The sequence below is a fragment of the Streptomyces sp. NPDC087310 genome, assembly GCF_044744405.1.
In the GTDB taxonomy this organism is placed as follows: domain Bacteria; phylum Actinomycetota; class Actinomycetes; order Streptomycetales; family Streptomycetaceae; genus Streptomyces.
In genome coordinates, this window is record NZ_JBIUYF010000002.1 from 29,706 (window position 1) to 43,044 (window position 13,339).

The following is a 13,339-nucleotide window of genomic DNA, read 5'->3' on the forward strand; positions in this document are numbered from 1 at the left end:
CGGTGGACGCCGCGGCGCCCGCACCGCCCCGGGGCGGGGTGGCCCCCCCCGGCCCCGCCCCCTGGGTCTGTCGGGCCCCCCCCGCCGCCCCCCCCCGGGGGGGGCGGCGCCGCGCGGAGGAGACGAAAGGCGTCAGAGCGCCGCCGGACGGATCAGATGGAGACGCCGTTCTGCCGGAGGAAGGCCAGCGGGTCGACGTCCGAGCCGTAGTCCGGTCCCGTCCGGATCTCGAAGTGCAGGTGCGGTCCCGTCACATTGCCGGTGGCCCCGGAGAGACCGATCTGCTGGCCCGAGCCGACGCTCTGGCCGGCCGAGACGGAGAGGGAGGAGAGGTGGGCGTACTGGGAGTACATGCCGTCCTCGTGCCGGATGACGACCTGATTTCCGTACGAGCCGCCGTTGCCGGCGGACACGACGGTGCCCGCGCCGACCGCCTTCACGGTGGTGCCGGTGGAGGCCACGAAGTCCACACCGGTGTGGTAGCCGCTGGACCAGCTTCCGCCCGCGGCGCGGTACGCCGTACCGACACCGACGCCGTCGACCGGCAGGGTGAAGCCGGAAGCGCTGCTCCGCGCCGCGGAGTTGGCGGCGGGGGCCGCGCTCTTGGCCCCGGAGGAGGACGAGGCGGACGAGGACGACGAGGACGACTTCGAGGACTTCGACGACCCGGAGGACTTCGACTCGGAGGCCCCGGAGGACTTCGACGACTTCGAGGCGGTGGGCGCCTCGGAGCGCGCGGAAGCGCCCTTGCCGCCGAGGGTGAGCTTCAGGCCCGGGTGGATCAGCGCGGGATCGCCGCCGACGGCCTGGCGGTTGTCCTCGTACAGCCGCTGCCAGCCGCCCTGGACGTTCTGCTCGTCGGCGATCTTGGAGAGGTAGTCACCGGCGACCACCGCGTACGTCCGCACCTTCGTGGCGGCCGATCGCGTCACCTGCGTCGCGGCAGCCGCTTGCGGCGCGGCGGCGGGCAGGTTCTGGGCGGTGTGCGCGGTGGCGGGTGCGGCCTGCGGGGCCGCGGCGGGCGCGGCCTGCTGCGCCGCGTGTGCGCCGGTGGCGCCGATGAGCGGCAGCGCGATGGCGGCGCCACCTGTGCCGGCGGCGATGAATCCGCGCGAGAACGGGTTGGTCCTCGGGCGGCGGTGCTTACCCTTCGCGGGCATGGCGATGTCCTCTCCGGCGCCTACGAGGTGAGCTGTCGGGTTCGGGCTGGAGCTGCCCGGCCGCGCGTGGTGCGCGACTTCACCCCGAGCCGTCCCTGATGCCGGAGCACCGGAACGGCGTACTACCTGGGTCCCCCGCTCCTGCCACGCGTGAATGGGTGGATGGTGTCCCCGAGGCGGCGGCAGGATTCGGCGTTCCGCTCGGATTGAGGGTGAACGTAGGCGAGTGGGACGGCCGGAACAAGCCACCCTTTTCCTTCGGCGACGCACACGTCCCTTTACCGGAGGATTGCCCGTCACCCTGTGTGGAGACCGCTCCCCAATTCCCTTTCGAGGTGGCCTTTCCCTTTCGCGCCGTCACCACGGAACGTCACGGATATGATCCTGCTCACCAGACGCCACCCATCTCCCCCACGAACGGGGCAGGTTGTACGGAATCAGTCAATCCGGACAGAGGGGTATTTGGGCGTTTCCTCCCCGCGTGCGCCGTCCGAACGCGCTGTCCGAATGCGCGCGCCCCTCGGCCGCTCCTCAGCCACTCCTCGGCACTGACGAGCGCACGAACAGATGTCGTAGGGTCGGAAATCGACTCCGCCGGCGAGCAACGCCGACGGCAGACACGGAGGAGCAGGCGTGACGCAGCAGTCGCCGCAGGTCCCGTCCACCGAGCCGGAGCTGTCCGGGGTGCGCAACTTCCGTGATGTCGGCGGCCTGCCGACCGTGGACGGACGGCGGGTGCGGTACGGCGCGCTCTACCGCAGCGGGCATCTCGCCCACGCGAGCGTCGAGGACGCCGCCTTCCTCACCGGCCTCGGTCTGCACACGATCTTCGACTTCCGCAACTCCGCCGATCTGCGGCTGGACGGCGCGGACGTGGCGCTGGCGGGCGTACGCCATGTGAACATCCCGCTCTCCGACCCGGCCGACGGCGCGGAGTTCTGGCGGATGGTCCGGTACGGCGACATCGACCAGCTCCGCTCGCTCCTCGGGGACGGCAGGGCCGCGGCCAGGATGACCGGCTCGTACGCCGCGATCGTCACGGAGCGCACCGCGGAGCACGGCCGCCTGCTGCACGCGCTCGCCGAGGACAGCCTCCCCGCGCTGCTGCACTGCGCGGCGGGCAAGGACCGCGCCGGGATCTCGGTCGCCGTGGCGCTGCTCGCGGTCGGCGTCGGGCCGGAGGCGATCGAGGCGGACTACGTCAAGTCGAACGACCCGCACCGCCGCTATCTCTTCCGCCGCGCCGACCGCACGCCCGCCGCGGTGTCGGACGAGGCGTCGGCGCTGCTCAGCCCGCTCTTCGACGCCCGCGCCGACTACCTGCGCGCCGCCTTCGAGGCCATCGAGAAGACCTGGGGCTCCACCGACCGCTATCTCTCCGACGGGCTCGGCCTCACGCCCGGGACCCGCGAACGGCTGCGCGCCCGCCTCCTGGACGAGGGCTGACGCCGCCGGGGCTCCTCCGCGGGCCGGTCGTCACTGCCCCTGGGCTCCGAGGTGAAAGAGGAGGTAGAGGAAGCCCGCGAAGATGTGCCCGGCCACCAGATAGGCGAAGAGCCGGATCACCAGCCCGCGCGGGAACCTCTTCTCCTCGTCCATGACATGGTGCGGTGCTCCGTCACCAGGCACCGGGTGCTCGGTCTCCGACATGGTGGGGGCCTCTCTCGTCAGGTCAGACACGGTGGGCCGGGCCGCCGAGGCACAGGTCGGCGGTCGGGCTCTGGAGCAGGGTGTGGACGAAGAGCAGCTCGGTCCCCTCGGGTCCGGCCGCCGCGATGCGGTGCGGGGTGAGCGAGTCGAAGTGCGCGCTGTCGCCGGGGCCCAGCAGATGCAGGGTGTCGCCCAGGCTCAGCCTGAGCCGGCCGTCGAGGACATACAGCCACTCCTCGCCGGGGTGCACCCGGACCAGGTCGCCCTGCGCCCCGTACGGCACCTCCAGCCGCAGCGGCTGCATGGCGCGGCCGGAGCCGCCCGCCTGGTGGTACGTCCATCCGTCGGCCTCGACGGGTTCGGCCCGGCCGGCCCGAACGATCGGCTCGCGCTCCGGCGGGGCCTCGCCGAGCAGTTCGGAGATGGTCGTCCCGTAGATCCGGGCCAGCCCCAGCAGCATGGGCAGGGAGGGCTGTCTGCGGCCGGTCTCCAGCCGGGAGAGATGGGCGGGAGAGAGCCCCGCCCGCCGGGCGGCGGCCTCCAGGGTGAGCCGGCGGCCACGGCGCAGCTCACGCAGGCGCGGCGCGACGTCGGGAAGCTGGTCGGGCAGCTCGTCGGCCGCCTCTCCGGCAGGAGGTGTGCTCATACGTCCATTGCGCCAGGAACTTTCCTCCGGGGCAAATTTCTTGCCCCGGAGGCAAAAGAATCCGGTGCGGGCCGGCCGGACCGGTCCGCACCAGGACGGGCCGGTCCGCACCGACCGGCCGGGCCGGCCGCCGTGACCGCTACCGGTTGGCGACGGCCTGTTTCACCAGTGTCCTGCCGAAGTCCCACATGAGTCCGCCCCCGGCGTGTGCGTCGTCCATCACGGCCGTGAAGGCGGCCACGAAGCGGTCCACCTCGCGCTCCCCGATGATCAGGGGCGGAATCAGCTTGATCACCTCAAGGTGGTCGCCGGAGACCTGGGTGAGGATGCGGTGCTTCTGGAGCAGCGGTACGACGACCATCTGGGCGAAGAGACCCTTGCGCGCGGCCTGGAGCATCGCCCAGCGTCCGCGCAGCTTGATCGAGTCGGGCCGGCCGAACTCGATGCCGATCATCAGCCCCCGGCCGCGTACCTCGTGCAGCAGTTCGTAGCGGTCCACGAGGGCGGCCAGCCGGGAGCGGAGCAGTTCGCCGGTGGCCCGTACGCCCGCGACGATCTCCTCGTCCTCCAGCACCGACAGGACGGCCAGCCCGGCCGCCATGGCCTGGGCGTTGGAGCCGAAGCTCGCGGAGTGGACCAGGACCCGGTCCATCGAGGAGTAGACGCGTCGGAAGATCCAGTCCTTGCCGAGGGTCGCGCCGACGGGCACGTAGCCGCCGGAGAGCGCCTTCGCGACACAGACGAGGTCCGGCTCCACCCCCTCCTCGTGCTGGTACGCGTAGAAGTCGCCGGTCCTGCCCAGGCCGGTCTGCACCTCGTCGGCGATGAGCAGGGCCTTGTGGCGGTGGAGCAGCTCCTGGGCGGCGCGCAGGAAGCCGGGCGGCGCGGCGTGCACGCCCTTGCCCTGGATCGGCTCCACGACGAGTGCGGCCACGTCGCCGCGGGCCAGCTCCCGCTCCAGCGCGTCGAGGTCGCCGAGGGCGATCGCGGTGTCGGGCAGCAGCGGGGCGAAGCCGTCGCGGAAGCCGTCCTCGCCGTTGACGGAGAGCGAGCCGGTGGTCAGCCCGTGGAAGGCGTGGTCGCAGTAGAGGATCCTGGGGCGGCCGGTGGCGTACCGGGCGAACTTCAGGGCCGTCTCGACGGCCTCCGTACCGCTGTTGCCGAAGAACACCCGGTCCAGGTGCGGGCTGTGCGCGAGGAGTCTCTCGGCGAGGAGGCCGGGCAGCGGCTGGCAGTCGAAGCGGGTGAGGTCGGCGAGGGAGGCGTCCAGGACGTCGTGGAGCGCCTTGCGGACGACGGGGTGGTGCCGGCCGAGGCCCATCACGCCGAAGCCCGCGAGCATGTCCAGGTAGTCGTTGCCGTCCGCGTCCCAGAAGTAGGCGCCCTCGGCCCGTTCGTAGACCCGGTCGAAGCCGATGGTGTGCAGCATGCGCGGGAGCTGGTGGTTGAGGTGCTTGGTGTGCAGCTCATAGCGCTCGGCGCCGCGCTCCGCGAGCAGGCTCGGCAGATCGAACCCCTTGGACGGTGCCGGCCGGGGGGATCCGTTCATCGCTCGCTCTCCTCGCCTGTCAGGGCGGCGCTGATCCGTCCCGCGATCTCGACCGGGGTGAGGCCGATGTCGGCCAGCACCTCGCCGCGTTTGGCGTGCGCCAGGAACTGTTCCGGGATGCCGAAGGTACGCAGCGGTACGTCGACGCCCGCGTCGCGGAGCGACTGGCCGACGGCCGAACCCACGCCGCCGCTGCGGCAGTTGTCCTCGACGACCGCGACCAGCCGGTGCCGGTCGGCGAGCGGCGCGAGCTGTTCGTCCACGGGTTTGACCCAGCGCGGGTCGACCACGGTGCAGCCGATGCCGCGCTCCGCGAGGAGTTCGGCGGCGCCGAGGCAGACCGGCGCGAGGGCGCCGACCGCGACGAGGAGTACGCCGTCCGGGGCGCCGTCGCCGTCCGGCGCCCGGCGCAGGACGTCCATGCCGCCGACGCGCCCGACCGCGGGGATCTCCGGTCCCACCGCTTCCTTGGGGAAGCGCAGCACGGTCGGCGCGTCGTCGACGGCGACGGCCTCGCGGAGCTGGGCGCGCAGTTGGCCGGCGTCGCGCGGCGCGGCGATCCGCAGCCCGGGCACGCACTGGAGCATCGACATGTCCCACATGCCGTTGTGCGAGGCGCCGTCCACACCGGTGACCCCGGCCCGGTCCAGGACGAAGGTCACTCCGCAGCGGTGCAGGGCGACGTCCATCAGAAGCTGGTCGAAGGCGCGGTTGAGGAAGGTGGCGTAGAGGGCGACGACGGGGTGGAGTCCGCCGGTGGCGAGTCCGGCGGCGGAGACCGTCGCGTGCTGTTCGGCGATCCCCACGTCCCAGACGCGGTCGGGGAACCGTTCGGCGAACTTCGTCAGCCCCACGGGGTGCAGCATGGCCGCCGTGATCGCCACGACGTCGGGGCGCTCCGCCCCGATCTCGGCGATCTCGTCGCGGAACACCGAGGTCCAGGAGGGGCCCGCGGCCGGTACCAGCGGCTCGCAGGTCAGCGGGTCCATCACGCCGACGGTGTGGAAGCGGTCCGCCTCGTCCTCCAGGGCCGGGGCGTAGCCGCGCCCCTTCTCGGTGAGACAGTGGATCAGTACGGGGCCGTGGAAGCGTTTGGCCCGGTGGAAGGCCGACTCCAGGGCGGCGATGTCATGGCCGTCGACCGGTCCGACGTACTTGAGGCCGAGGTCCTCGAACATCCCCTGGGGGGCGAAGGCGTCCTTGAACCCCTTCTTGGCGCCGTGCAGCGACTCGTACAAGGGCCGGCCCACGACCGGGGTCCTGTGCAGGACCTCCTTGCCCCAGGCGAGGAACCGCTCGTAACCGTCGGTGGTGCGGAGCGTCGCGAGATGGTCGGCGAGGCCGCCGATCGTCGGCCCGTACGACCGTTCGTTGTCGTTGACGACGATGATCAGCGGGCGGTCCTTGGCGGCGGCGATGTTGTTGAGCGCCTCCCAGGCCATGCCGCCGGTGAGGGCGCCGTCCCCGATGACCGCGACGACATGGTCGTCCCCGCCGAGCACGTCCCGGGCCTTGGCGAGGCCGTCGGCCCAGCCGAGCACGGTGGAGGCGTGCGAGTTCTCGATGACGTCGTGCGCCGACTCCTCGCGGGAGGGGTAGCCGGAGAGGCCGCCCTTGCCGCGCAGTTTGGAGAAGTCCTTCCTGCCGGTGAGGAGTTTGTGGACGTAACTCTGGTGGCCCGTGTCCCACAGGATGCGGTCGGCGGGCGAGTCGAAGGCCCGGTGCAGGGCGACGGTCAGCTCCACCACCCCGAGGTTGGGGCCGAGATGGCCCCCGGTCCGCGCCACCGCCTGGATCAGGAACGCTCTGATGTCCTCGGTCAGTTCGCCGAGTTCGCTCGCCGTCAGTGCCTTGAGATCGTGCGGCCCGCGGATGTGCTCCAGAACAGACACGCCCGTCCCCCTCTCGGATTCGTTCGCCTTCGCGACCGGCCGGGCCGGCGGCGTGGGGAGCCCCAGCGCCGCCGGCTCTCCCGTGGTCATGCCGTCACCGCGTCCCGACGACCGTTTCGCGGGCCGCGCGCAGGGACTCCTTGAGGGAGCCCATGGTGGCGAGGACGGCGGTCGGTTCGTAGCCGCAGTGCGCCATGCAGTTGGCGCAGCGCGGGTCCTTGCCGCGGCCGTACTTGCTCCAGTCCGTCTCCTCGACGAGCTGGCGGTACGTCGGGACGTATCCGTCGCTCATCAGGTAGCAGGGGCGCTGCCAGCCGAAGAGCGAGTAGTTGGGGATGGCCCACGCGGTGCAGGGGAAGTCGGCCTTGCCTTCGAGGAAGTCCAGGAAGAGCGGCGAGTGGTTGAGGCGCCAGCGCGCCCGGTTGCCGCCGGCGAAGGACTTCTTGAACAGCTCCCGGGTCTGTTCGACGCCCAGGAAGTGCTCCTGGTCGGGGGCCTTCTCGTAGGCGTAGGCGGGCGAGATCATCATCTCGTCCACCTTCAGGTCGTCGTTGAGGTAGTTGAGCACCTCGATGACGGTCTGCGGGGTGTCGGTGTTGAAGAACGTCGAGTTGGTGGTCACCCGGAATCCGCGCCGCTTGGCCTCCTTGATCGCGGCGACGGCCTCGTCGAACACCCCTTCCTTCGCCACGGACTCGTCGTGCCGCTCGCGCAGCCCGTCGATGTGCACCGCGAAGGCGAAGTAGGGGGACGGGGTGAACTTCTCGATCTTCTTGCGCAGCAGCATCGCGTTGGTGCAGAGGAAGACGTACTTCCTCCTGGCCACGAGCTGCCGGACGATCTCGTCGATCTGGGGGTGCATCAGCGGCTCGCCGCCGGCGATGGAGACCATGGGCGCCCCGGACTCCAACACCGCCCCGACGGCCTGGGCCACGGGCATGCGCTGTTTCAGCACCCCGGCGGGGTGCTGGATCTTGCCGCAGCCCTCGCATGCCAGATTGCAGGCGAAGAGGGGTTCCAGCTCGACGATGAGCGGGAACTTCTCACGCCTGCGGAGCTTCTGTTCGAAGAGGTACGTCCCGACCCTGATGGTCTGACGGAGTGGCATGGCCATCTAGCTCACCTCCTGGGGAGCAGCAAAGAACGGTGCCATTCATAGAAAGCTGGAAGGACGGCACGAAGAACACGGAAGGCTGATATTCCACCGCCTACTGTGCCGATACGGACGAGCTCATGCTCCGGAGCGTCCACGACCACCCGGACGGCCGCAACCGCGCGTGGGCCCGCGGCAAGGGCGCACCGCAGCGTGGCGGCGGACTCCATGTCTACCGCGAGCGCCCCCGTGGCGCGCAGCGCGGCCCGTTCCTGACCGCGTACGACGTGGTCGGAGCCGGTCAGCGGGCCGGTGTGGACCGTGCGTCCCGGTACGGCCCGGGTCAGCGCCGCCACGAGGAGGCCGGTGCCCGTACAGGGGGTGGCGCCGTTCCGGTCGCGGGTCTCGTCGGCGACGATCAGGTCCCCGGGGTTCATCCCCGGGGTGAGCCCGGCGCAGAATCCGGCGGCGATGACGGCCGCGTCCCCGTGCCGGGGCTCGCCGAGCGCGCGCGCCACGGCGCGCTCGGCGTTCCTGGGGCCCATGCCCGTACGGAGCACGGTGACGGGGCCCGCGGCGGCGCCCCGTCCCGAGCCGCGCAGGGCGAAGCGCTCGATGGAGAGCGCGCAGGCGATCAGCAGCGGCGTACCGGGACCGGAGGACGGCCCCTGGGGCCGCTCCATCAGACGCCCTGTCGGACGCCGGAGCGGGTGGCGAGGGCCTTGGGTTCCCCGTGGAGATAGCGGCCGAGGGCCGTCAGGGGGAAGACCTGCCGGTAGAGGTGGTAGTTGATGGAGAAGTCCCACGGGAAGCCGGTGCCCGTGAAGTAGGGCTCGTCCCAGGAGCCGTCCTCGCGCTGGGTCGCCGCGAGCGAGGCGATGCCCCGTTCGACGGCCTCGCTGCCGTGCTCCCCCGCCGCGAGGAGCGCGAGGAGCGCCCAGGCGGTCTGGGAGGCGGTGGTGGCGCCGTGCCCGATCCACTCCTCCTCGCGGTAGGAGCGCAGGTCCTCGCCCCAGCCGCCGTCCTCGTTCTGGACGGATTCGAGCCAGGTGACCGCGCGCCGGATCGCGGGGTGGGAGGGCGGCAGTCCGGCGGCGGTGAGGGCGGGCACCACCGCGCCGGTGCCGTAGACGTAGTTGACGCCCCAGCGGCCGAACCAGGCGCCGTTGGTCTCCTGTTCGGCGAGCAGCCACTCGACGCCGCGCCGGGTGGCGGGGTGGTGGGACCTGCCCTCGTAGGCGAGCATCTCGACGACGTGCGCGGTCACGTCGGCGGACGGCGGGTCGATGACCTCCCCGAAGTCGCAGAAGGGCAGCCGGTTGGGGAACGGGCTGGTGTTGTCGGCGTCGAAGGCTCCCCAGGCCCCGTTGCGCGACTGCATGCCGAGGTTCCACCGGGCGCCGCGGTCGACGGCCGCGTCGAGCCGTTCGGGGTCGGGGTGCCCGACGCGGCGCAGCGCGAGGATGACCTCGGCGGTGTCGTCGATGTCGGGGTAGTTGTCGTTGTGGAACTCGAACGCCCAGCCGCCGGGGGTGAGTCCGGGTCTGCGTACGGCCCAGTCCCCCGGGCGGACGATCTGCTCGCCGATCATCCAGTCGGCCGCCTTGACCAGGGCCGGGTGGTCCGGGCTGAGGCCCGCGTCGGCGAGCGCGATGGTGGCGAGGCAGGTGTCCCAGACCGGGGACTGGCACGCCTCGATCATCCGGGCCCCGTCCTCGCGCCAGACGGCGAACCGGTCGAGCGATTCGAGTCCGGCCCGCATGATCGGGTGGTCGAGGTCGTAGCCGAGCAGGTGCAGGGCGATGACCGAGTAGACGGCGGGTGGCTGGATCCCGCCCCAGCAGCCGTCGTTCTCCTGCCGTTCGATGATCCAGCGGGCGGCGGCGTTCATCGCGGTACGGCGCAGCAGGCGCGGCGCGAAGCGGTGGTAGGTGTGCAGGGCCTTGTCGAGGCGCTGGAAGGCGCCGTCCCAGCTCGCCATGGGCGGGAGCGGCCGGCGGGGGCGGGCCGCGTCGGAGTGCAGTTCGTCGAGGGCGAAGGGGGCGGGCCGTACGGGCCGCTTCGCGGAGACGATGGTGAGGGGCACGATGGTCTGCCGCGCCCAGCAGCCGAAGTCGTAGATGTTGAGCGGGAACCACTTGGGGAGGAAGATCAGTTCGGGCGGCAGTTCGGGGAGGTCGTCCCACTTCCACCAGCCGAAGAGGGCCAGCCAGACCCGGGTGAAGACGCGGCTCGCGGCGATCCCGCCGTGCTCGCGCACCCATTGGGAGGCGCGGGCCATGTGCGGGTCATCGGGCCGGTCCCCGGCCAGCCGCAGCGCGACATATGCCTCGATGGTGGCGGAGAGTTCGGGGGGGCCTCCGTAGAAGGTGGCCCAGGTGCCGTCGGCGCGCTGTTCGCCGCGGATGAAGAGGGCCGCGGCCTCGGTGGTACGGGGGTCCTGCACACCCAGGAACTGACGGAGCAGCAGATCCTCGGCGTCCATCGTCACATTGGTGGCCAGATCCCCTTTCCACCACCCCTGGGCGTCCTGCCGGCCGAGCAGGTGCTCGACGGATCGTGCGGTGGCCCGCTCGGCGGCGACCCGGAGGTCACCGCCCGCCGCGGGGAGGGTGGTGGTGTCGGTCGGTCCGCTGGCCGAGGCTGCGCGGGGTCCCATGGCCCCGGGGCTTCCGTCGGTCGTCGCTGTCATGGCTTCCCCTTCGTGCAGTGGTGTTCTTCTGCTGTGCCTGGGGTCTCCGTCGTCCGGTGCCGGTGGCGCAGGACGGCGACGCGGTTATATGGGAATGGTGATCATCTCTTTCGTACGACGACGAAGTCCGCGAGCGCGACGAGCTGCGCGCGGATCTTTTCCGGCATGTCCACGTGATCCAGGGCCTCGATGGCGATGGCGTGCTGCCTGCGGGCCTCCTGGGAGGCCCACTCCCGGCCGCCCGCCTCCTCGATGAGCGCCGCCCTGGTCGCGAATTCCTCTTCCGAGAAGCTCTCGAAGTCGCTGCTCTTGGCGTCGGCGGCGAGCAGTTCGCCGAGCCGCCGCGAGGCCGGTCCGCCCGCGGCGAGCGCGGCGACGACCGGCAGGGACTTCTTGCGCTGGCGCAGATCGCTCCAGGTCTGCTTCCCGGTGGCCTCCGGGTCGCCCCAGATGCCGAGCAGGTCGTCGACGGCCTGGAAGGCGAGTCCGAGGTGGTGTCCGTACGACTCCAGGGTGTCGGCCGTACGGTCGTCGGCGCCGCCGAGGACGGCGCCGATGGAGACGGCGCAGGCGAGCAGGGCGCCGGTCTTGTTGCCCTCCATCTCCAGGCACTCCTCGACGGTGACCCGCTCGCGGTGCTCGTAGGAGATGTCCTGGGCCTGACCGTCGATCAGCTTGCGGGTGGCGGTGGTCAGCCGGCGGGTGGCGCGGCCCGCCTCGACCGTGCCGAGCTCCAGCAGCACCTCGTTGGCGAGCACGAACAGGGCGTCACCGACGAGGATGGCCTGCGCGGGGCCGTGCACCTTCCACACGGTGTCGCGGTGGCGGCGCTGCTCGTCGCCGTCCATCAGGTCGTCGTGCAGCAGCGAGAAGTTGTGGACCAGTTCCACGGCGACGGCGCCGGGGACGCCCTTCTCGGGGGCGGCACCGGCCGCCTCGGCGGAGAGCAGGGCGAGCGCCGGGCGGATGGCCTTGCCGCCGTCGCCGTCGGCGGGGCGGCCCTCGGCGTCGATCCAGCCGAAGTGGTAGGCGGCGACGGTGTCCATGGGGGTGGCCAGCCGGTCGACGGCGGCGCGCAGGACGGGGGTGGACAGCGTCCGTCCCCGCTCCAGCAGCGCGTAGACGTCCGCGGTGTCGACAACCGGGTGGGCCGGGGGCACAGTCGGCACGGTCTCTCCTCTTGTTCCAGTACTCGTCGGTGCGGTACTCGGGCTCATTCCGCCTCCTGCAAGGGGGATTGACGGCGGTGGCCGAGTGCGGAGAGCGCGGCGCCCGCGGCGTCGAAACCGCTCCGCACCGCGCCCTCCATCGTGGCGGGCCAGCCGGTTGCGGTCCACGCGCCGGCCAGGAAGAGGCCGGGGGCGCGGGTACGGGCCCCCGGGCGCAGCCGGTCCACGCCGGGGGTGGGAGCGAAGGTCGCCGTCCGCTCCCGGGTGACGAAGAAGTCCCGTACCTCCGCGCCGCGCGCGGCGGGCAGGAGCCGTTCCAGTTCGGGGAGGTAGCGCTCGCGCAGCTCGGAGACCGGCGTGTCGATCTCGTCCTGGGCGGCGGACTGGGAGACCGCCAGGTACTGGCCGTCCGTCAGTCCCGAGGCGTGGCTGCGGTCGAAGACCCACTGGACGGGCGAGCCCAGCGCGGCGAAGAACGGGCGGCGCAGCACCCGGCGGCCATACACAACATGGAGGTTGAGGATGGGCGCGGTGGCGATCTCCAGCAGCCGGTCGGGGGCGTCGAGCGCGCCCTCGGGCAGCAGGGCGTGGGTCTCGCGCTGGGGTACGGCGAGGACGACGGCGTCCGCGTCGAGCCGTTCGCCGTCCACGTCGACGTGCCAGCCGCCGTCGTCGGCGCGGGAGACCCCGCCGACCCGGGTGCGGACCTCGGTGCGTACGCCCGCCGAGTCCAGGGCCTTGCGGGCCAGGGTGTCGTGCAGGTCGCCGAGCGGGACATGGGCCCAGCCGATGTCGGCGGCGCCGGGCTCGGAGAGCAGCCCGGTCTTGAAGACCATCGCGGCGAGCGCCAGGGAGGCGTTCGGCGCGGTGGCGTTGAGGGTGGCCACCCCGACGAGGTCCCAGAGGGCCTCGATCGTACGGGCCGACTGTCCGTGGCGGTGGAGCCAGGTGGCGAAGTCGGTGCCGTCCAGCGCTGGGTCCGTGAGGTCGAGCCGCTGGAGGGCGAACGCGGCGCGGGCCACGGAGGCGCGCTCGGCGAGCGAGAGGTGCGGGTACGCCGCGAGTCCGGGCGCGAGGTGCAGGGGTACGGGCAGGGCGGTGCGGCGGATCCGGCCGAGGCGGGGCCGGTCCCCGCCGACGTCCAGGACGGGCACGTCGAGGCGGTCCTGGAGGGGGGCGAGCGCGGCCCCGTCCACCCGGTCGAGGAACCAGCGGTACGCGGTGCAGCAGCGCAGGTAGACGTGCTGGCCGTTGTCGACGGTGAGGTCGCCGCGGCGGAAGGAGAAGGCGAGTCCGCCGAGGCGGGGCCGGCCTTCGAGGAGGGTGACCCGTACCCCGGCGTCGGCGAGCTGGAGGGCGGCGGTGATGCCGGCGAGCCCGCCGCCGACCACCACGGCGTGGCGGGCCCGGCTTCCTTCGGCCGCTGTCATGCGTTCCCCCCTGTCGTCGGACCCGTGGGGCGGTTCGGTGCCGCCGGGCCCTCCGTAG

General features: G+C 72.2%; 11 protein-coding genes and 1 riboswitch. Of the genes, 1 reads left to right on the plus strand and 10 read right to left on the minus strand.

Annotated elements, in window-relative coordinates; genetic code table 11:
• Positions 1–152: 152 nt before the first annotated feature.
• Entirely contained in the window at positions 153–1,160 is a 1,008-nt protein-coding gene (locus tag ACIO3P_RS06225; RefSeq protein WP_401848790.1) for a peptidoglycan DD-metalloendopeptidase family protein, read from the minus strand.
• A gap of 4 nt (positions 1,161–1,164) precedes the next feature.
• Positions 1,165–1,331: riboswitch (cyclic di-AMP (ydaO/yuaA leader) on the minus strand.
• Between the two features lie 462 nt (positions 1,332–1,793).
• Between ACIO3P_RS06225 and ACIO3P_RS06230 the strand changes: the two genes are divergently transcribed.
• Positions 1,794–2,606: a tyrosine-protein phosphatase gene (locus tag ACIO3P_RS06230; RefSeq protein WP_329827645.1), complete on the plus strand. Its 813-nt coding sequence runs from the start codon at positions 1,794–1,796 to the stop codon at positions 2,604–2,606.
• A 30-nt stretch (positions 2,607–2,636) separates the two neighbouring features.
• On the opposite strand, the gene ACIO3P_RS06235 is transcribed toward ACIO3P_RS06230, so the two are convergent.
• From ACIO3P_RS06235 to hpnE, 9 genes are all read right to left on the minus strand, one after another.
• A complete protein-coding gene (locus ACIO3P_RS06235; RefSeq protein ID WP_329827646.1) occupies positions 2,637–2,810 on the minus strand; it encodes a DUF6126 family protein in 174 nt (57 codons plus the stop codon).
• Between the two features lie 22 nt (positions 2,811–2,832).
• Entirely contained in the window at positions 2,833–3,456 is a 624-nt protein-coding gene (locus ACIO3P_RS06240; protein WP_329827647.1) for an XRE family transcriptional regulator, read from the minus strand.
• Positions 3,457–3,595: 139 nt separating this feature from the next.
• Positions 3,596–5,005, minus strand: coding sequence for an aspartate aminotransferase family protein (locus ACIO3P_RS06245; protein WP_401786267.1), 1,410 nt, complete (start codon positions 5,003–5,005; stop codon positions 3,596–3,598).
• A complete protein-coding gene (gene dxs, locus ACIO3P_RS06250; protein WP_401848788.1) occupies positions 5,002–6,897 on the minus strand; it encodes a 1-deoxy-D-xylulose-5-phosphate synthase in 1,896 nt (631 codons plus the stop codon). Before dxs ends, ACIO3P_RS06245 begins: the two co-directional genes overlap by 4 nt.
• A gap of 94 nt (positions 6,898–6,991) precedes the next feature.
• Positions 6,992–8,011, minus strand: coding sequence for an adenosyl-hopene transferase HpnH (hpnH, locus tag ACIO3P_RS06255; RefSeq protein ID WP_329827649.1), 1,020 nt, complete (start codon positions 8,009–8,011; stop codon positions 6,992–6,994).
• 5 nt (positions 8,012–8,016) lie between these two features.
• Positions 8,017–8,673 carry a 1-hydroxy-2-methyl-2-butenyl 4-diphosphate reductase gene (locus ACIO3P_RS06260; RefSeq protein WP_329827650.1) on the minus strand — a complete coding sequence of 219 codons (657 nt, stop codon included), beginning with the start codon at positions 8,671–8,673 and terminating at the stop codon, positions 8,017–8,019.
• Complete coding sequence (shc, locus tag ACIO3P_RS06265; protein WP_329827651.1) at positions 8,673–10,682, minus strand: squalene--hopene cyclase; 2,010 nt, start codon at positions 10,680–10,682, stop codon at positions 8,673–8,675. The genes ACIO3P_RS06260 and shc overlap by 1 nt, the downstream gene beginning before the upstream one ends.
• Before the next feature lie 101 nt (positions 10,683–10,783).
• Positions 10,784–11,899, minus strand: a complete 1,116-nt coding sequence (locus tag ACIO3P_RS06270; RefSeq protein WP_329827652.1) for a polyprenyl synthetase family protein — start codon at positions 11,897–11,899, stop codon at positions 10,784–10,786.
• Positions 11,896–13,281 carry a hydroxysqualene dehydroxylase HpnE gene (gene hpnE, locus ACIO3P_RS06275; RefSeq protein ID WP_401848787.1) on the minus strand — a complete coding sequence of 462 codons (1,386 nt, stop codon included), beginning with the start codon at positions 13,279–13,281 and terminating at the stop codon, positions 11,896–11,898. The genes ACIO3P_RS06270 and hpnE overlap by 4 nt, the downstream gene beginning before the upstream one ends.
• Positions 13,282–13,339 lie beyond the last annotated feature (58 nt).